Source organism: Acinetobacter sp. ANC 4173, assembly GCF_004331255.1.
Taxonomy (GTDB): domain Bacteria; phylum Pseudomonadota; class Gammaproteobacteria; order Pseudomonadales; family Moraxellaceae; genus Acinetobacter.
Genome location: NZ_SJOF01000011.1, coordinates 56,011 through 75,129, shown reverse-complemented (window position 1 = coordinate 75,129; position 19,119 = coordinate 56,011). Strand labels below are relative to the sequence as shown.

At 39.7% G+C, this 19,119-nt stretch carries 17 protein-coding genes and 1 tRNA gene; 9 read left to right on the top strand and 9 right to left on the bottom strand.

The annotated features are described in order from the left end of the window. The first annotated feature begins 115 nt into the window (after nucleotides 1-115). Complete coding sequence (locus E0H94_RS13190) at nucleotides 116-634, top strand: SRPBCC domain-containing protein (protein ID WP_205679299.1); 519 nt, start codon at nucleotides 116-118, stop codon at nucleotides 632-634. Between the two features lie 76 nt (nucleotides 635-710). On the opposite strand, the gene E0H94_RS13185 is transcribed toward E0H94_RS13190, so the two are convergent. Next, a complete protein-coding gene (locus E0H94_RS13185; RefSeq protein ID WP_131326939.1) occupies nucleotides 711-1,634 on the bottom strand; it encodes a LysR family transcriptional regulator in 924 nt (307 codons plus the stop codon). Between the two features lie 423 nt (nucleotides 1,635-2,057). Between E0H94_RS13185 and E0H94_RS13180 the strand changes: the two genes are divergently transcribed. From E0H94_RS13180 to E0H94_RS13170, 3 genes are all read left to right on the top strand, one after another. Then, nucleotides 2,058-2,423 (top strand): nuclear transport factor 2 family protein, encoded by a 366-nt coding sequence (locus tag E0H94_RS13180; protein ID WP_131326938.1) that lies wholly within the window; start codon nucleotides 2,058-2,060, stop codon nucleotides 2,421-2,423. An 11-nt stretch (nucleotides 2,424-2,434) separates the two neighbouring features. Next, nucleotides 2,435-3,502 carry a maleylacetate reductase gene (locus tag E0H94_RS13175; protein WP_131326937.1) on the top strand — a complete coding sequence of 356 codons (1,068 nt, stop codon included), beginning with the start codon at nucleotides 2,435-2,437 and terminating at the stop codon, nucleotides 3,500-3,502. A 90-nt stretch (nucleotides 3,503-3,592) separates the two neighbouring features. Next, a complete protein-coding gene (locus E0H94_RS13170; protein ID WP_131326936.1) occupies nucleotides 3,593-4,774 on the top strand; it encodes a maltoporin in 1,182 nt (393 codons plus the stop codon). Between the two features lie 86 nt (nucleotides 4,775-4,860). On the opposite strand, the gene E0H94_RS13165 is transcribed toward E0H94_RS13170, so the two are convergent. From E0H94_RS13165 to E0H94_RS13155, 3 genes are all read right to left on the bottom strand, one after another. Next, nucleotides 4,861-6,075 (bottom strand): tyrosine-type recombinase/integrase, encoded by a 1,215-nt coding sequence (locus tag E0H94_RS13165; protein ID WP_131326935.1) that lies wholly within the window; start codon nucleotides 6,073-6,075, stop codon nucleotides 4,861-4,863. A 175-nt stretch (nucleotides 6,076-6,250) separates the two neighbouring features. Further along, a tRNA-Arg gene (locus E0H94_RS13160) sits at nucleotides 6,251-6,326 on the bottom strand. 86 nt (nucleotides 6,327-6,412) lie between these two features. Then, complete coding sequence (locus E0H94_RS13155) at nucleotides 6,413-7,768, bottom strand: amino acid permease (protein ID WP_131326934.1); 1,356 nt, start codon at nucleotides 7,766-7,768, stop codon at nucleotides 6,413-6,415. Between the two features lie 315 nt (nucleotides 7,769-8,083). Here E0H94_RS13155 and prpF point away from each other — a divergent pair, with 315 nt between their 5' ends. The 3 genes from prpF to E0H94_RS13140 all read left to right on the top strand — a co-directional run bounded on the left by prpF (nucleotide 8,084) and on the right by E0H94_RS13140 (nucleotide 11,590). Then, nucleotides 8,084-9,274 carry a 2-methylaconitate cis-trans isomerase PrpF gene (prpF, locus tag E0H94_RS13150; RefSeq protein ID WP_131326933.1) on the top strand — a complete coding sequence of 397 codons (1,191 nt, stop codon included), beginning with the start codon at nucleotides 8,084-8,086 and terminating at the stop codon, nucleotides 9,272-9,274. A 195-nt stretch (nucleotides 9,275-9,469) separates the two neighbouring features. After that, nucleotides 9,470-10,441, top strand: coding sequence for a sensor domain-containing diguanylate cyclase (locus tag E0H94_RS13145; RefSeq protein ID WP_131326932.1), 972 nt, complete (start codon nucleotides 9,470-9,472; stop codon nucleotides 10,439-10,441). A 240-nt stretch (nucleotides 10,442-10,681) separates the two neighbouring features. Further along, the gene (locus E0H94_RS13140; protein ID WP_131326931.1) at nucleotides 10,682-11,590 is read left to right on the top strand and encodes a polyprenyl synthetase family protein; all 909 of its coding nucleotides are present in this window, start codon (nucleotides 10,682-10,684) and stop codon (nucleotides 11,588-11,590) included. A gap of 59 nt (nucleotides 11,591-11,649) precedes the next feature. On the opposite strand, the gene putP is transcribed toward E0H94_RS13140, so the two are convergent. The 5 genes from putP to E0H94_RS13115 form a co-directional block, all read right to left on the bottom strand. Continuing rightward, nucleotides 11,650-13,140: a sodium/proline symporter PutP gene (gene putP, locus E0H94_RS13135; protein ID WP_131326930.1), complete on the bottom strand. Its 1,491-nt coding sequence runs from the start codon at nucleotides 13,138-13,140 to the stop codon at nucleotides 11,650-11,652. 203 nt (nucleotides 13,141-13,343) lie between these two features. Beyond that, nucleotides 13,344-14,198, bottom strand: a complete 855-nt coding sequence (locus E0H94_RS13130) for an SPFH domain-containing protein (protein ID WP_131326929.1) — start codon at nucleotides 14,196-14,198, stop codon at nucleotides 13,344-13,346. A 14-nt stretch (nucleotides 14,199-14,212) separates the two neighbouring features. After that, the gene (locus E0H94_RS13125) at nucleotides 14,213-14,686 is read right to left on the bottom strand and encodes an NfeD family protein (protein ID WP_131326928.1); all 474 of its coding nucleotides are present in this window, start codon (nucleotides 14,684-14,686) and stop codon (nucleotides 14,213-14,215) included. A 99-nt stretch (nucleotides 14,687-14,785) separates the two neighbouring features. Continuing rightward, on the bottom strand, nucleotides 14,786-15,712 hold the full coding sequence (locus E0H94_RS13120; protein ID WP_131326927.1) for a patatin-like phospholipase family protein: 927 nt from the start codon (nucleotides 15,710-15,712) through the stop codon (nucleotides 14,786-14,788). 60 nt (nucleotides 15,713-15,772) lie between these two features. Beyond that, entirely contained in the window at nucleotides 15,773-16,399 is a 627-nt protein-coding gene (locus tag E0H94_RS13115) for a 1-acyl-sn-glycerol-3-phosphate acyltransferase (protein WP_131326926.1), read from the bottom strand. 141 nt (nucleotides 16,400-16,540) lie between these two features. Here E0H94_RS13115 and E0H94_RS13110 point away from each other — a divergent pair, with 141 nt between their 5' ends. Together E0H94_RS13110 and E0H94_RS13105 are read left to right on the top strand one after the other, a co-directional pair. Next, on the top strand, nucleotides 16,541-17,788 hold the full coding sequence (locus E0H94_RS13110; protein WP_131326925.1) for an MFS transporter: 1,248 nt from the start codon (nucleotides 16,541-16,543) through the stop codon (nucleotides 17,786-17,788). 134 nt (nucleotides 17,789-17,922) lie between these two features. Continuing rightward, complete coding sequence (locus tag E0H94_RS13105; RefSeq protein ID WP_131326924.1) at nucleotides 17,923-19,044, top strand: porin; 1,122 nt, start codon at nucleotides 17,923-17,925, stop codon at nucleotides 19,042-19,044. Nucleotides 19,045-19,119: the final 75 nt, after the last annotated feature.

Genomic DNA, 19,119 nt, shown 5'->3' with positions numbered 1-19,119 from the left:
ATATTATCTATGGGTTGTATAAATATATAAGATTTATTTTATATGTAAATTGTTCGTATGATGGTCTCATGATCCAATTTGCAGCATGAGCTGTTTTATATACGAGAGACTGAAAATGATGAATTCTATTGTCTGGCCAACAGATTACCTGCCAGGTGTTGCTGATAATTTTTGTTCAAATGAAGTGATTGTGAAAGATTTAACTACAGAAGAAGTATGGACTTTTCTAGTGAATGCTTATATTTGGTCAAGTTACTATAAGAACTCTTCAGATGTGAAATTACCTGAAGGTGCAGAACAATTACAAGCCGATATGGTCTTCTTCTTCAAAACCTTTGGATTTCCTGTAGATGCAAAAGTTGTGGAGTTTGTTTCACCACAAAAAGGAGAGCCTGCACGTATTGCATGGCATGGTTGGGCAGGCGAAATCGGCACAGCTGAACGTTTAGATGTACATCATGCTTGGCTTATTGAAGATTTAGATGGTGGGAGGGTACGTATTTTGACCCAAGAGACTCAAAATGGTCAGCCTGCGAAAGAACTTGCTAAAGCCAAACCTAATCCAATGATTAATGGGCACCAAAATTGGCTTGATGGCTTGATTTCTATAGCACAGAAAGCAAGCACAAATTAAAGAGCCAGATTGGCTACTCATACAACACTAAAAGTCAGTTTCGTTCTGACTTTTAGTGTTGTATGAGATAACTAAATCACTCATCATTCGAAGAAAATTTGTCTTCATTTTTACAATTTTCTACCATTAATTGACGTATCCAGTGGTATCGAGGGTCATGTTCTGTGCGTTCATGCCATAGAGCTACTTTACTGAAAGATGGAATTTCAAGTGGTGGTTGAACAATTGCTAAATCTTTACGTTTATATACGAGTCTCTTGGGCACAGTCGCCACAAGATCACTATTCTGTAAAACTTCGGGCAGTAGGAGAAAACTTGATACTGAAAGGGAGACGTTTCGTTGGCGATCAAGCTTCTGTAATTGCTGATCGGTGATGCCAGAAAAGCGGCCTTGAAAAGATACTATGGCATGATCTAATTCGCAAAATGAGTCTAAAGTCAGTGGGGATTGCAAGGCAGGGTGTCCTAATCTCATTACGCTGACATAAGATTCATTAAACAGATGGAGATGGTGTAGTTCATTACTTGTAATATGTTCAGGAGTAGACAGTGCTAAATCAACTTCGCCATGTTCTAAACGTTGTGTTTCATTGTCTATAGATGGTAAAAGGGCAATTTTTATATTTGGTGCTTGTCGTTTAAGAGCAGTCAATAACGGTACTAATATGACTTGTTGGGCATAATCTGTTGCAGCGATTCGCACAGTAAAATTAACTGTAGCAGGATTAAAGTCCAATGGCTGTAAAAGTAGATCAATTTGCCCCAAAACTTGCTTGATTGGATTAATAAGTTCGAGTGCCCGAGGAGTTGGAACAATTCCACGTTGTGAACGGACAAACAAAGGGTCATCAAAACTTTCACGTAACCGTGCCAAAATACTACTCATCGCTGGTTGGGTAATGAAGAGACGATCTGCTGCACGTGTGACACTGCATTCTTCCAGTAGAATATCCATAGCTTTAAGTAGATTAAAATCAAGATGGCGCAAATTTGATACCATTAGTTCACCCAATTACTGGCTGTTGGAAAATTTAATAAAAAACTTATTCAATTGACTAAAATGAAAGACTGTATTCATTATCACATCAGTTAATTGAGTACTATAAAAAATTAGAAATGAAGCACTTCATTTGCATAGTGAACTAATAAAGGGTTTTTGCAAATTATTATCATTGGCACGGTCCAAGGCTTATAATTTTTTATTTAAGTATATAAAATCATAAAAACTATAAGCATTAAAAAATAAGTGCTCTGCTTGTGAGGTAAACTCTCTTTTTTTAAACTATTGTTTTTTATTGAATAAAATAGAAAAAAGACATTCTTTCATTTATGAAAATATAATTTCCTAAATCGTTGTTTTTTACTTTTTTTATTAAAGTTAGGATTAATTGTATCTTGAGTTATATAGAGCGCTATTAATCAAATGGACGATATTTTAATTAAAAATCTGGAAGATGAGCGGTTCAATGCAATCGTTGAAAGACGCTATGAAGATTTTGCCAAACTGGCTCATCCTGAAATGACTTATACCCATACTAGTGGAATTACAGATTCTAAAGAGTCTTATTTAGATAAGTTATTTGGTGGTTTTTATGATTATAAATGGATTGAACACCCAATTTCTAAAATTCAAATTATTGGCGATGTCGCACTTGTTTTTGGTGAAATGCATTCAGAGTTAGTTGCCGGAAATATTCAAAAAAATCTAAAAAATAAGTCATTAGCTATTTGGAGAAAAGAAAATAGTACATGGCTTTTCTATGCTTATCAGCCTACGCCATTGCCATAAGGATATTTGAAATGAAAAATGAATTTATATATGACATCCCTCAGAGCAGAGTGATTTTTGGAGCAGGTTCCCTCAAAAATTTAAAAGCTGAAATAGAGGCCTTAGGTGCAAAAAAGGCACTAATCCTATCCACACCAGAGCAAGTTGGATTAGCTGAGAAAATATCAGAATTACTCGGAAATTCTTCTGTAGGTGTTTTTCCAAAGGCTGTCATGCATGTACCAGTAGAAACAGCGAAAGAAGCAGTGGCTGTAGCGAGAGAATTGGGAGCCGACTGTGCAGTTGCAGTGGGTGGAGGTTCAACTACGGGTTTAGGTAAAGCAATTGCTCTTGAGTATGATCTACCAATACTTGCTATCCCGACAACTTATGCAGGTTCAGAAATGACACCTGTATATGGAATCACTGAAAATGGGATCAAGAAAACAGGTAAAGATCCAAGAGTCCTGCCGAAAACAGTGATTTATGATCCTGAACTAACTTTAAGCTTACCTCTTGATATGTCCATCACCAGTGGGATAAATGCAATAGCTCATGCAGCTGAGGGTTTGTATGCCCAAAATGGTAATCCTATTATGTCTTTACTAGCTGAAGAAGGGATTCGTGCATTAGCTGATGGATTAAGACTTCTTAAGAAAAATGATCAAGATATTGAAGCACGTAGCTTGTGTTTGTATGGTGCTTGGTTGTGTGGATATGTCTTAGGCAATGTTGGTATGGCTATTCATCATAAACTTTGCCATACGTTGGGTGGAAGCTTCAACTTACCACATGCACAAACACATACTGTCGTCCTTCCTCATGCAATCGCGTACAACGAAAAAGCAGTACCTGAGGCAATGGAGCGAATTAAACGAGCATTAGGCGCAACTGAAAGTACCGCTGCAAATGCACTATTCGATCTCGTTTCTGAGTTAGAAGGACCTACTACATTATCTGAGCTAGGTTTAACCGAAGCTGGTCTAGATAAGGCAACGGAGATTGCATTATCGAATCCGTACTGGAATCCAGAACCTATCGAAAAAAATGCAATTCGTCATTTATTACAGAATGCATTTGAAGGGATTCGCCCTAACTAAATTCGTCAATTCTTAATTAACGAGTGTACTACAGCTGACCTATTTATTTAGGTCAGTTGGATAATTTTGTCTAAAAAATGGAATTTTAAAATGAAAAAGACGCTATGGATGTATAGTGCCGCACTACTTATGTCTTCACAATTTGTATCTGCAGTGGAAGTAAATGGATACTTCCGTACGGGTATGGGGGGTACAGATCATGGTGACATGCAAGAGTGTTTTAAGCTGACAGGTACTCCATCAAAATACCGTTTAGGCAACGAATGTGAGCAATATGGTGAGGTATTTGCATCACAAGAGTTAGCTGAGCTTTCTGATCATTCGAAAATTAACATCAATGGTATGGTCCAATTCTACAATGATTATGGTAAATCTTTAAAATTTAGTGGGGATAGTGGATACACTCGGATGAACCAGATTTATCTAGATTGGACGAATGTCTCATTCTTGAATGGTGGTAATTTTTGGGCTGGACGTCGCTACTACAATCGAAATGATATCAATATGTCTGATTTCTTTTATTGGAATGAAAGCGGAACTGGTTTCGGGATAGACCACTATAAACTCGATAATTTTGCCCTTAGTTATGTTTTTTCAAGAAAAGATGATTTGTTTCAGGAAAAATACATCAATAAACATGATTTCACAGTGAGTGATATCAAGTTAAGTGAAAAAAATAAATTGAATTTTGGTGTGTCTTATATTGATCATGATAATGATGGTTGGGCCTTCACTATTCAGAATATTACGTCAAATGTTCTTAATGGTAAAAATACTGTTGCATTTCAATATGGTGAAGGATCGGGGATAGGGTTAGGTTATACTGGGGATGTAAGTCTAAGTCGTGATAATACTGCTATCCGTATGCTTGATGTATTGGATTGGCAAAGTCCTAATAAAGTACTTAATGGGCAAGCTCAGATCCTTTATCAAATTAATGATTACGAACAGCAAGATGATGCAAAGTGGTTATCTGTCGGTACACGAACATCATATGTAGTAAGCGATCATTTCAAGTTAACTGGTGAGATCGGTTATGATCAGATCAAACAAGGTAATGAAACACGTGATTTGACGAAGATCACATTTGCTCCAACATTTACTCTCCATGGGAATGGATATAATGATCGACCAGAGCTGAGACTTTACTATACATATGCATTTTGGAATGCGGCTGAACAACGGATGAGAGATTTGGTTAACCCAGATAGTAGCTTCTATAACACATCCAATGGTTCAAATATTGGTATCCAATTAGAACATTCGTGGTAATTTTACCTTTAAATTGAAGTTAAGTCTTTAAAAAAAGGAATAGCTGAATAACCTCCAGTTACTGTGCTAATTGGTGGTTACTCACTTTATGAAAAAGCCTTCAATTCATCACAATAATCCGCCCATCTCTGCATCATGACTTTTCTCTTCTCTAAATGCTTGGTTCTGTTATAAGCACGACCATGCATATCTTTTACCTGATGGGCAAGTTGCTGCTCAATCAGTTCAATCGGAAATTCTAAAACCTCTTCTAATATTGTACGTGCAGAAGCACGGAAACCATGACCGCATGTTTGTTCACTCGTATACCCTAAGCGACGTAACGCCTGATTGATGGTATTTTCTGACATTGGTTTTAAATTAGAAGTCGTTGCTGGAAATACATACTCACTTTTAACTTTTGTGATTTGGGCAAGTTCAGACAGTAAATGTGTGACTTGAGTTGATAGCGGGACAATATGCTGAACGCCTGTTTTTGATTTTGTTTTCGGAGGCGTATAACTCCATAAACCTTTTTTAAGGTCAATATCTTGCCACTTAGCATGTCTTAATTCGCCTGGGCGAACAAAAACTAAAGGAGCAATACGCAAAGCATAACGTGTGATTGCTGAACCTTCATAGTGATCAATGTCTTGTAAGAGTATGGCAAAATCTTTGGGTTCTACTAAAGCTGCCATATGTGTCACTTTAGGAGGGGAGATTGCACCTTTTAAGTCTTGAGTAACATCGCGATCACATAATCCAGTTGAAACCGCATAGCGCAGAACTTGACTACATTTCACTTTAACCTTTTTAGCAGTTTCTAATTTTCCTTCTTTTTCGTAAATCCGACAAACCTTAAGGATATCCATAGCTTTAATTTCATGGACTGGGATTTTTCCAATATGTTGATTAATTACTTCTAATAGGCGTTGTTGTCCTTTAATTGTTGATTCAGCAAAGTCTTGTTTTGCCATCCATTCATTTGCAATATTTTGAAAATTATTATTATTCGCATTTAGTATCTCATTCTCAATTCTAACCTTTTCAACATGCGGATCGACATTTTGAGAGAGAAGGGTACGGGCTTCATCTCTTCTAATACGAGCTTCTGCGAGGCTAGTTGTTGGATAGATACCAAAACTAATGGTATTGCGTTTTTTTGTGTATGGGCGACTGTAGTCAAATTTCCAATATTTATAGCCATTTTTGTGAATAAATAGATAAAGCCCTAAACCATCTGAAATTCGTTGGTGCTTATTTGGATCAGCTTTAAGGCTTTTGATCTTACTATCAGTAAGGCTTTTAACTATTTTTGGCATTTTTACAGTACATGATTTTGCGTATAAAGGTTTATACTGTATCTTATACTGTAAAAAATATTAGTCCACAAGAGATTTTGTTAGACTATATTGGATCTTTTTTTATTTATATTGTTGAATATATTGTATTTTTTAATTTGGTCTGGAACATTGTAGATTAAAATAAACAGTAAAATGGTGCGCCCTGCGGGACTCGAACCCACGTCGGTCGCTTAGGAGGCAACTGCTCTATCCAGTTAAGCTAAGGGCGCTAAAGTGGAAATAATGTACATGATTTTAAAGCAAAAAAAAAGTTACTGCCGAAGCAATAACTTTTTTTAATTCAACCCGAAGTTACTTAGTTTTTGGTTGGTTTGATCATTTTAAAGAAGAGCAGCATCAAGATAATCCACACTGGAATCATCAATACAGACTCTTTAAAGCCTTGTGTCCACATAATGTATAGCACAGTCGCAATAAAGATTAGGACTAAATAGTTGCTTACTGGTGACCAAAGTGCAGGGAATTTAGTTTGAGTGGATGTGGCTTTCATGGCTTGACGGAATTTTAAATGTGTCAAACTAATCATTGCCCAGTTCAATACCAATGCACCCACAACGATATACATTAAATGACCAAGCGCATCTTCAGGTACAAAGTAGTTTAATAATACGCAACCGAAAATAAGCAATGCCGAGAACAAGACCGCTGGAATTGGCACCCCTTGTTTGTTCACTTTCAAGAAAACTTTTGGCGCATTTCCTTGTTCTGCTAAACCAAACAACATACGGCTATTGGCGTACATACCACTGTTATATACAGATAAAGCAGCGGTTAAAATAATGAAATTCAGTAAATGTGCTGCCCAACCTATGCCTAATTGACTAAAGATCATCACAAATGGACTTTTATCTAAACCGCCCAAATCTAGTTGGTTCCAAGGCACTAAAGACAACAGAATGGTTAACGAACCCACATAGAAAATCAGGATACGGAACACAACTTGATTGATGGCTTTAGGAATAGTCTTTTCAGGATCTTTAGCTTCTGCCGCTGCCATCCCAATCAGTTCAATTCCCCCAAAGGCGAACATCAGGAAAGCCAACATATAGAATAGACCTTCAAAGCCATTCGGGAAGAATCCACCGTGTGCCCAAAGGTTGCTAAATGAAGCAGTTGAGTTTGCGTCTGCGGTAAATAATAAATATAAACCGAATACGATCATAGAAATTACCGCAGCAACTTTAATAATTGCTAACCAGAATTCCGACTCTCCATAGAACTTTACATTACCCAAGTTAATGAGGGTAATGACAACGAAGAAGAACAGTACCGAAGCCCATGCAGGGATAAAAGGCCACCAGTAATTAATATATTTAGCGACTGCGGTAAGTTCAGTCATCGCCACTAAAATATATAGAATCCAGTAATTCCAACCAGCCAGGAAGCCAGGGAATTTGCCCCAGTATTGATAAGCAAAATGACTAAATGAACCGGCAACAGGTTCATGGACAATCATTTCCCCCAACTGACGCATAATTAAAAATGCAATTAAACCACCAATGGCATAACCTAAAATGATGGATGGACCTGCAGATTGGATAACCTGTGCGGAACCTAAGAATAAGCCTGTACCAATTGCGCCACCCATGGCGATAAGTTGGATGTGACGGTTCTTTAAGCCACGCTGAAGTTGTGAAGAGTTATTGTTCAAAGTTCTCAGCCCGACAATGAATGTATATGGATTGTAAAGGATTGATTACACTTAGCCTAGTAGATGAACGATCGGTCAAATCATTTCGCTATGCGTATTTCTTTTTTAACCTATAAAATTGAATGATGAATCAATTGTTTAGATTTATTAAAAAAATGACTCTATCGTTCTGCATGTTGTAAAAAAAATGATCAAACGTTGGTTTTTTATACTTAAGTCCTGCAAGACAAATTTTTTTCATAAAAAGCAGTATGATGGATAAGGCTTAAATGAAGTAATTCGTTAAAAAAATGAATCAGGAAGGATAGAAGCACAATGATTTTTGCTCCTCAAATTAAAATTCCAGCGACTTATATGCGTGGCGGTACCAGTAAGGGTGTATTTTTCAAGCGCGATGATTTACCAGAAGCTGCACAGGTGGCAGGTAAAATTCGTGATCAAATTTTACTGCGCGTCATTGGTAGTCCAGATCCATATACAAAACAAATTGACGGGATGGGTGGAGCAACATCAAGCACCAGTAAAACTGTCATTTTAGCGAAAAGCATACAAGCCGAGCATGATGTCGATTATTTGTTTGGACAAGTATCTATCGACCAGCCTTTTGTGGATTGGAGTGGAAACTGCGGTAATTTAACCGCTGCTGTCGGTTCATTTGCCATTTCAAATGGATTGGTGGATGCAGCGCGAATTCCTGAAAACGGCATTTGTACAGTACGAATCTGGCAGGTCAATATTCAAAAAACCATTATTGCCTATGTACCTATCACCAACGGACAAGTTCAAGAAACGGGTGATTTTGAACTCGATGGCGTGACGTTCCCCGCGGCAGAAGTCCAAATTGAATTTTTAGACCCTGCGGATGATGGTGAAGATGGCGGTGCTATGTTCCCAACTGGAAATGTCGTGGATACCTTGGACGTACCTGAGATAGGCTCTTTTCCTGCGACTTTTATTAATGCGGGTATTCCGACCATTTTCTTAAATGCAGAAGACATTGGTTATATCGGTACAGAGTTACAAGAGGCCATTAATGGTGATGCTGCGGCATTAAAGCGTTTTGAAACCATTCGTGCTTATGGTGCCAAACAAATGGGATTGATTCATGACATTTCAGAAGCGGCGACACGTCAACATACCCCAAAAATAGCCTTTGTTTCCAAACCGAAAGCCTATGTGTCTTCAAGTGGTAAAGCGATTACCGAAGCGGATAGCGATTTACTGGTTCGCGCATTATCGATGGGTAAACTGCATCATGCCATGATGGGAACGGCGGCTGTTGCCATTGGTACAGCGGCTGCCATTCCAGGAACATTGGTGAATTTGGCTGCGGGTGGTGGTGAACGTGAAGCCGTTCGTTTTGGGCATCCTTCAGGCACGTTACGTGTTGGTGCACAAGCAGTGTTGGAAAATGGACAGTGGCAAGTGAAAAAAGCCATTATGAGTCGCAGTGCGCGTGTATTAATGGAAGGTTGGGTGCGTGTGCCTGAGGATTGTTTAAAATAAGTTATTTTTAGCATCTTGTTAAAGCTCTTATCTAATTGATAGGGGCTTTTTTATTGGTTATTTCTTCAATATGAATAAGTAATTCATAAATTCATATATATATTATTTTTATAAGCTATTCGTTTTATATTTGAAGGTTGAAAAACAATTTTTGATAACATTTCGCGTAGCTTTAACCTAAAAAATGTATGTACTATGAATGCACATTCTATTCAAAATAACCTCAATATTGATACCCATGAAGTATTAAATTCTTTGCCTTTGGCAACCGCATTACTCTCTCCTACAGGAGATATTTTGTTTGCCAATCAGTTTTTTGCGAGTGGCTTTAATGTTTCGGTTGAGCAGATGTATTTACAAAATCTCGCACAATTCTCTGAAGAATGCTTCCAGATGTTTAGCCAAAATGTGCTGCATTTTAGACAAGGACTTTCAGTCGAACCTTTTGAATATCAGATATTTGGTCGATATTATTGGGTCATGTTGAAGCCGAATTATAGTGTAAATGGTGAAGTTCAATCCATTTTATTATGTAGTTCAGATATTTCCAATTTAATGCACAAGCAAATCCAGTTTGAGGCAAGTCATTTGGAACTTAGGCATATCAGTGAAAAGGACCATTTAACTGGTTTGGCGAATCGTCGTACCTTTGATTTGAAATTAAAGCATTATTTGCACGCTTTGACACAGCATGCAATATCCGAACTGACCTTATTGCTGATTGATGTCGATAACTTTAAACACATTAATGATCTTTATGGGCTGAGTTTGGGAGATAATGTGCTCAAAGCTTTGGCACGAACCTTATTCAATGTAAGCCCGATTGAAGTTTCACAGTATATTTATCGTATTGGCGGAGAAGAGTTTGCGATTTTGTTGCCGAACTTTTCCTTACAGCAAGGTTGTAAGCAGGCAGAAGTTTATCGAAGTGCAGTTGAGATTTTAGGGCAGCATTTCCAAGGTCAAATTTTGCATGAATTGTCGATTTCAGTTGGGGTGGTGAGTACTCGGGAATTTATGTTTGCTCAGTCATTCTATGAACTGGCCAATCAAGCCTTGTATTGTGCTAAAAAAGGGCTTAAAAACAGTGTGTATTATAGTAACCATACCGAATGTTATTCCTATCTAAAACAGCGGCGATGTCAGGAAGGCGAGTCTTGTTTATAAGCGAGAGGATTCAATCTGCTGTGTAGAAACACATGGTCTTATGTAAAGCATACGTTAAGTTGATTGGCTTAAATGAAGTATATAGCTTATAGCATTGCGCTTTATAAAATTAACTTTCATCAAATCTAGATCAAGGTGTATGGCAGGCTTCGCATTTAGCGTACAATCACGAGCAATCCGAACTTTGATGGTCATGCAGCATCTTTGTGGCGCTGTATAGCAAAAATACTCGAGGCAAATGTGTCATCTTTAACTGACGTACAAAATAATACGTTGCATCAAGCGCAACAGCAGATTCAGCAAGATCTTCTTGCCGCATTACAGGCTTTTTCTTTACCTGAGCCTTTAAAAAGTGCAGTGCATCATGCGGTGATGTTGGGCGGAAAACGAGTACGTCCAGCCTTATGTTATGCCACAGCAGCAATTCGTCCAAATCAAAATAGGGCGGCAGTGCGCCGAGCAGCCGTTGCTATAGAGCTTATTCATTGCTATTCCTTGGCACATGATGATTTACCTTGCATGGACAATGACCAGTTACGTCGTGGTCAACCCACCTGTCATGTCGCTTATGGGGAAGATACTGCGCTTTTAGCCGGTGATATTTTACAATCTATGGCATTTGAAGTTTTGGGTAGTCGCTTATTTGACCAAGGTGAAGCGGTTGATTCATCTATCGTGCTTAAGCAAATGCAAATTCTGGCGACCGCTTCTTCAAAAATGGTCTGTGGGCAGGTGCTAGATTTACAGGCTGAAGGTAAGCAAATTGATCAGCAGGCTTTAGAAACGATTCATCGGAATAAAACGGGTGCTTTAATTACTGCGGCAATTATGATGGCTGCGGTAACGATTTTTCAGGGCACGGATCCTGCAATTCCGCAATTACGTCAGTATGGGCAAAATATTGGTCTGGCTTTTCAAGTCCAAGATGACATCTTAGATATTATTGCCAATACAGAACAACTTGGTAAGACCGCAGGCAAAGATGAACAAGTTGAAAAATCGACCTATCCTGCATTAATGGGTTTAGAACCAGCCAAAGCTTATGCGCAAAATTTACATGACCAAGCTTTTGCCGCTTTACAGTTTTTTGAAGGGCAAGCGCAAGAATTAGAACAAATTTCTCAATTTTTATTAGCTCGTCAGTTTTAACGATATTGGAAATGTAAAAACGCTATATCTTTGAGTATATAGCGTTTTTTTTACAGCAATTATTTAGATGCTTTATAAAGTTCATCAGCTTGTTTAAAACGATCAGTGATGTCTTGTTCAGGCACTTTGCTGAATAGACTGACCACAATAATCGCGATTGTTGCACAGATGAAACCCGGAATAATTTCATAAATACCTGTTGCAGCAAAGGCATTCTTCCAGACAATCACCATAACTGCGCCTGTAAGCATACCTGCCAGTGCACCCGTTAAGGTCATGCGTTTCCAAAATAAAGACAAGATAATCAGCGGACCAAATGCGGCACCAAAGCCAGCCCAAGCATAAGCAACCAGTCCTAATACTTTGGCATCAGGATTACCAGCCATCCAAATGGCAAGCACAGAGACCAATAGCACCATGAGGCGACCAACCCAAACCAATTCTTTTTGCGACGCATTTTTACGTAGAAAGGCTTTATAAAAGTCTTCAGTTAAGGTACTTGAACACACCAATAATTGGCAGCTTAAGGTGCTCATGACTGCCGCTAAAATTGCAGCAAGCACAATCCCTGCAATCCATGGATTAAATAAAACTTTAGTTAACTCCATAAATACGGTTTCAGGGTTGGCACTGACGACAGCAGCATATTCTGGATGTTGCTGGAAGAAAGCAATACCGAAGAATCCCGCAGCGACAGCACCACCTAAACAGAAGATCATCCATGCCATACCAATACGGCGAGCATTTGGGATTGATTTCACAGAGTCTGCTGCCATAAAGCGTACTAGAATGTGCGGCTGACCAAAGTAGCCTAGACCCCAAGCCATTAATGAAATGATGGCGACCATACTCAAGTCACCGAACAGGTTCATGGCTTGTGGACGTGCAGCTTCAAGCGCTATGGTCAGTTGTTGTGTGTCGGTAAAGCTGAGTACGGCAACAATAGGCGTGAGCACGAGGGCAAAAATCATTAAAGTTGCTTGAATGGTATCTGTCCAGCTTACAGCAAGGAAACCACCAATAAATACATAACTGATCGTTGCAATGGCACTGATCCAAAGGGCTGTCGTATAAGACATGCCAAACATGTTTTCAAATAATCGTGCGCCAGCCACCATGCCAGAAGCACAGTAAATTGCGAAGAAAATCAGAATGACACAGGCAGAGACAATACGCAGGACTTTTTTATGGTCATTAAAACGATTGGAAAAATAGTCGGGGAGGGTTAATGCATTGTATTGCACTTCGGTATGCACACGTAAACGTCCTGCGACCAATAGCCAGTTGAGCCAAGCGCAAATAATTAAACCAATAGCAATCCACATTTCAGATAAACCTGATAAGTAAATTGCACCAGGTAAGCCCATGAGTAACCATCCGCTCATGTCGGATGCACCCGCTGAAAGTGCAGTCACAAAACTTCCTAAACTACGACCACCCAAGATGTAGTCATCAAAATTGGTGGTTGCACGGTAAGCCATCAAGCCAATAAAAACCATGGCAATGATATAAAAGAAAAAAGTGATTAAGGTCGGATTCAGTGAACTCATACGCTTATCCTTGGGAGTTGAATCACAAACAGGAATTTCGCTTTTTGTTGAAAAATTTACAAAAAGAAAACAATATCCTAAAAATAAGCGCGGGATTTAAACATAAATTCACAAAGTTTTCTGTTTTTTGAGTTCTAAAAAAAAGAATAGGCAGTCATAAACTGCCTATTTTTTTGAAATGCAAAGGGATATCATCTGTCAGATTAATTGTTACGACCCATGACACCACGAATGGTATTGAGGATATCCGCAGGTAAAACTACTGTTTTGGCATTATTCGATTTTGCCATGTCTTGCATGGCTTTCACATACTGCTCACCTAACAGATAAGCAACAGGAATTTCTTTATCCCCCACGGCTGAACTGACCATTTCAATCGCACGCTGTGAAGCTTCGGCCAAAACGACTTGTGCTTCCGCATCGCGGCGCGAAGCTTCAAGACGTCCATCGGCTTCTAAAATAGCGGCTTGTTTTTCACCATCGGCTTTGGTAACAGTTGCACGACGTTGACGCTCAGCAGCAGCCTGTGCTTCCATGGCAGATTGCATGGTTTGTGAAGGCTGAATGTCTTGGATCTCGACAGTTTTTAAAGTAATGCCCCAATCTGCAATGTCATCAGAAATGGCTGCTTTGAGTTTGGCTTTAATATGGTCACGTGAGGACAGCGCATCATCTAAATCCATTTCCCCGACAATTGAACGAAGTGAGGTCTGTACCAAGTTTTGAATTGCCCACGTGTAATTTTCAATCCCGTAGACTGCTTTTTCAGGGGTAGTTAAGTTAATGTATGCGACCGCATTCATCAGAATAACCGCATTATCACGGGTAATGACTTCTTGTGATGGAATATCCAGCACAATATCTTTGGTGGTGACTTTGTAAGCCACTTCATCTACATATGGAATAACAAAGTTAAGACCAGGACCTAAGGTCGTATGGTATTTACCTAGACGTTGTACAATCCATTTGTAGCCTTGGGGAACAATACGAACCCCCTTAAAAATTGTGATGCCGACAAAGGCCAACAACGCAATAACAATAATAGATCCCGCTGACATAGTTTTACTCGCTTTTATTGATTGTCATGATTTGGACGATGTGGTTGTACCACAAGATCATTCCCCAAAATATCGACCACACGTACTCGATCGCCTACATTGACGTTAGCGAGAGTGCGGCAGTTCCATTCATCTGAACCTAAAACAGGCATTGGAAATCGTACGCGGATTTGTTCATGTTCCATATTCACTTGAATCACCATCCCAACTTGACCAAGGGTGGCTTCACGTGAAAGTCCAGCTTTGGTTTTATCAATGGAAAGCGGTTTGATGAATTTAAACCATGCGACGGTACAAAGAATGGACAGAATCATCCACAGCACCAATTGGGCCGTTGAGTTGAGCGCAGGAAAAAGCCACAATAAAGTACCCACCAAAATTGCGCTAATTCCAAACCATAATGCTGCAAAAGCAGGCAGGGCTAATTCAGACAGCATTAATAAAACACCGAGGACAAACCAGTGCCACGGTTCAAAAACAAATTCCATACATCTACTCGTGTATTGTGCTAGTGAATAGTGCTTACAAAGGCATCACTATTCACTGTAACAGATGTCTAAGATGATGAATATTAAAAAAGTAATTATTTAAAATTTTGCTTTTGGTGCAGGTTTAAATGCTGCGGGTGACTTTTTAAAGTTACTAATAGCCGTTTCAATGGCTTTAATTTTGAGTTGTGCCGCTTTTTCACCTTCAAGGATGGATGCATTGCTGGCTTTCAAGTCTAAAGTACCAACATGACCAACTTTGGGTTGAATCACAATATTGGCCTGATTCAGCTCGGTATTAATACTTTGCTGTCCCATAATGTTAATCGTTTGATCGAGTAAGCCCCACATATTGAGCGGTTTATTGCCGACAGGGCGGGCAGAAATATCGACCGCAATGACAATATCTGCACCCATGGCTTTTGCTGTAGTTACAGGAATAGGACTGACCAAGCCACCATCAACATATTTGCTGCCACGAATGGTTGTAGGAACAAAGACATTCGGAATACTGCACGAGGCGCGCACAGCTTGACCCGCATTGCCGGAAATAAAGTCTGCCTTTTTACCATTGTCTAAGCGTGTTGCAACCGCTGCAAAGCGTATTGGGAATTTTTCAATAGGCTGATTACTTACATTTTTATTGACGTAGTTCTGTAATTTTTGCCCCAATACGATGCCTTGACTATTTAAGGTTAAATCACGTAGGTCTGACTCTTGCAATTGCAGGGCGAGCTGTTGCAATTGATAGGGACTTTTGCCACTGGCATAGATGCTGCCGACAAAGCTACCTGCACTGGTGCCTGTGACAATTTTGGGTTTAATGCCATGTGACTCTAAAACTTTGAGCACGCCAATATGGGCAAAACCTTTGGCACCACCTCCACCGAGAGCAATCGCAATTACAGGTTCGCGAGCTTTGATCTGGGTGGTTACAGGTGGTTTGGTTGCGGTTTTATCACAACCTGCGAGGGTAAAACCAAGTAAGCCAATTAAGCCATATTGAAAAAAGCGTAGCTGAGTCATTGCACTCTAAACAGGATAAAAGTTGCGCACATCAGATCAAATTTTAACACATATTACCAGTCACTTTTTGACGAAAGTTTGTAACGGTTTTGCCAGCCATTCAGGATTTTTGGCAGAAAATTGCCCTGCATAACAGGCTAAAATTTTGGGTAAATCTTGATGAAAGTCACCACTCGGATAAAAGACACCTAAACAACGAATCATTTTCTGATCATAATCAAAGGCAAACATGACAATTGGAATATTCGCAGCAACCGCGATACGATAAAAACCACTTTTGATGCTGGTGGCACTTTTTCGTGTACCTTCGGGTGCCATACCCACCCAAATCTGCTCTTTTGCTTGAATGATTTGAACAATTTGCTTAGTCAAACCGTGTGGAGAAGTACGATTAACAGGAATCACGCCAATCCATTTTAACAGCGGTTTGAGCGGTGTTTTAAATAACGTATGTTTACCAAATACGGTAATTTGAATGCCTAAGCCTAAGAGTGCAGTAAAGCCATGCCAAGCATCAATATTAGAGGTGTGCGGTGAAATAATGGCGACTGCTTTAGGCAAGTCAGGAAATTCACCAGAAAAAGACCAGCCTTGCGCCAGAAAAAGCTGTTGGAAAAATCGCTTGCTCAATGCTGTGCCTCGTGCGGGCACATGGGGCGGGAGCACAGGAAAATATGAAGCTGACATGAGCTTGTCATCCTGATAAATATTCTTGGTTTTTCTTGATATTACGCTTTCGAAATTAGGGCTTCATTGGCAAAATGTAAGCTTCGATGTGCAAAAATGCTCACTGCATTGCATCAGGAACCCATCGTAGGATTACGGCTTATGCCTATTGCACAGAATGTTTATCTTTTGCTGTTCTCTTTGTATTGGGCGCAAGGTTTACCTGTGGGATTTATGACTCATGCACTGCCTGTCATTTTACGTGCAGAAGGCGTGTCATTGGCGCATATTGGTGGTTTTGGTCTATTGATGTTGCCATGGTCAATCAAAATCCTTTGGGCGCCGTGGGTAGATCGTTTCGGAAATCGTCAGCAGGGGCATTATCGTAGTTGGATTATTCCGACACAGTTGCTTACGATCATTGCATTGATCGCACTGTCATTTTTACCCATTCATGCATTAGATCAACCTCAGTATTTATTTTTATTTTTTATTGTCTTAATGAGTTTAAATGTTTTAGGTGCTACACAAGATGTTGCAACCGATGGTCTGGCGGTTCGCATTTTAAAATCTGAACAGCAACATTGGGGCAATACCTTTCAAGTGATCGGTTCTCGTTTGGGGTTTATTGTCGGTGGCGGAGCCATGCTTTGGATGCTAGATGGGTTTGAATGGCAGACGACGTTTTTGCTGTTGGCGGGATTGGTCTTACTGAATACCTTGCCTATTTGGCTGTATCAGGAACGTTCACATAATCGGGTTCAGCATCCGACTTCAAGCACAAGACAGCAAAAATGGAAAGCCATTACCGATTATGTCGTCTATTACCGAAGCAGCCCTGTGTTATGGCGTTGGCTCTGGGTGTTATTGACGTTTAAAGTCGCAGATGGGCTTACTGGCCCCTTACTTAAGCCATTAATGGTTGACTTGGGCTTAAGTTTTAGCCAAATAGGTTTGTATGTGACCATGTTGGGTGCAATAGCAGCTTTATGCGGGGCTGGTTTGGCAGGGATGTTACTCAGAACGATGTGCCGCGCTCAAGCATTATGGTTTTTTTCTTGGCTTAAAATTATGTCCTTAGCGGCCTATGCTTGGTTAGCTTATCAATATGAACAGCAACAGGCTGTAGCGCCTATCCTGATTTATGTCATTAATGCTGCTGAGGATTTGATTGCTGCGTTATTGTTAGTGGTGATGCTAACGATCGTGATGCAATATAGCCGTGCTGAGTATGCAGCCACAGATTTCACTTTTCAGGTTGCAGTTATGGCAACGGTGAGCGGAATTTTATACAGCGTCAGTGGCGTGGTTGCTGATGCTTTAGGCTATGCAAATTATCTATTTTTGATCGTTTTTATCGCAATTTTCTGCCTTGTTACAATTTTCCGATGGGTGAAACATGAAAAATAATCTTACAATTCAGTTGTTTGTTTGTTGTTAGCCTAAAGTATTAAAACATATATATAAATAAAAATTTAATCCTTTTGTAATATGTCACTGCAATGTAATATTTGTAACAAAATTAACACCAGGGAAATGATTTAATGAAAACCAAAATTGCAGCAGCGATTGCTTTAAGTTTGTTAGCGGGTTCAACTTTTGCGGCACCAACGTTTTATGGTGAGATTGATGCGAGTGTGGACTATTTACCAGAAGATAATGCTTCAGGTACTCCAGATAGAGATGTAGTCGAAGTCAGTTCAAACAGTTCTTACCTTGGTGTCAAAGGTGATGAAAAATTAAATGACCGTTTAAGTGCGGTGTATTTAGCTGAGTGGGCATTTAACGCAGATGGCGAAGGGACAGATTGGTCTGCACGTAACCGTTATGTCGGTTTAAAAGATGCAAAATTAGGGACTGTGAAAGTAGGTACGCATGATACTCCATTGAAACAGCTTTCAAGTGTTGTCGATACGTTCAATAACTATGTAAATAACAAAGCGGACGTCACAGGCATCATGACAGGTGAAGTACGTCTTGCGAATGTTGTGGTATATGAATCTCCAGCGCTGACATTACCTACAGGTGCAATCAAATTAAATGCATTACTTGCGACTGGCGAAGACAGCGGTATTGCAAAAGGCAATGGTGCTTCTAAATCGGCTGGTCGTGGTTTAGGCGATACTTGGTCTGCATCTTTGGTCTATGATAGCCCAGTTTTTGTGGCGGGTGTAGCATATGATAAAGCGGTTCCAACGACATTTGCAGGTCGTGGTATTACCAATGCATCTGTACCAGAAGTAACGGCCGGTGTTGCGGGTACAGCTTTTGCAGCAGCAAATACTTTACGTGCCATTGGTCGTTTAAATGTGCTCGACAACAGTTTGGCTTTAAAAGCACTTTATCAAACGTCTGAAGTTGAAGCTGCAAATGGCAATGAAGCTGCAGCAGCAAATATTGATGATTCGCAAGGCTGGTTAGTGGGTGCGGAATATAACATCCCATCTGCAAAAGCTTGGACCATCAAAGCACAGTACAGCGCGAACACGACTAGCTTTAAAGACAACTCAGATGACTACGATGCGGACCAAATTATCGCTGGTGTAGATTATGCATTTAGCAAACAAGTGAAAGCTTACGGCTATGGTGGTTACTTAACGCTTGAACGTGGTGATCTTGAAACCAAACAACCAGTTGTCGGTACTGGCTTAGAATTCAAATTCTAATTTAAAAAAATCATTCAAAAGGACGGTGCAAAAGTAGCGTCCTTTTTTTATTTTAAGTCAGCTTTAAGTTTCAAA